Annotated in this window: 1 protein-coding gene; it reads left to right on the forward strand. The window is 73.9% G+C overall.

Annotated elements, in window-relative coordinates; all coding sequences use genetic code 11:
* Window positions 1–555, forward strand: a 555-nt coding sequence (locus UK12_RS33000) for a condensation domain-containing protein (RefSeq protein WP_045306896.1), incomplete at both ends; no start/stop codon positions are given.

Genomic DNA, 555 nt, shown 5'->3' on the forward strand with positions numbered 1-555 from the left:
GCGGGAGACGGCGCTGTCGGCGTTCGCGCACCAGGACGTGCCGTTCGAGCACCTGGTGGAGGTGCTGAACCCGGCCCGGTCGCTGTCGCACCACCCGCTGTTCCAGACCGGGCTGGTCGTGCAGAACGCGCCGGGTGGCGACTTCGTGCTGCCCGACCTCACGGTCTCCGGGGTGACCGTGCCCACCGGGACCTCACGGCTGGACCTGACCTTCGGCCTCGCCGAGCACCGCGGGCCCGACGGCGCACCGGCCGGGCTGAGCGGCGCGGTGGAGTACAGCACCGACCTGTTCGACCGGGGGACGGTCGAGACCCTGTTCGCCCGGTGGAGCAGGCTGCTGGCCGCGGTCGCCGCCGCACCGGACCGGCCGATCGGCACGATCGACGTGCTGGACGCGGTGGAGCGCCGTGCCCTGGTGGCGGGGCCCGAGGCCACCGCTCGTCCGGTGGGGAGCGCGACCCTGCCGGAGGCGTTCGCGGCGCAGGTGGCGGCGACTCCGGACGCGGTCGCGTTGGTGTCGGCAGGTGAGGAGTTGACGTATCGCGAGCTGAATGT

This window comes from Saccharothrix sp. ST-888, assembly GCF_000955975.1.
Taxonomy (GTDB): domain Bacteria; phylum Actinomycetota; class Actinomycetes; order Streptomycetales; family Streptomycetaceae; genus Kitasatospora.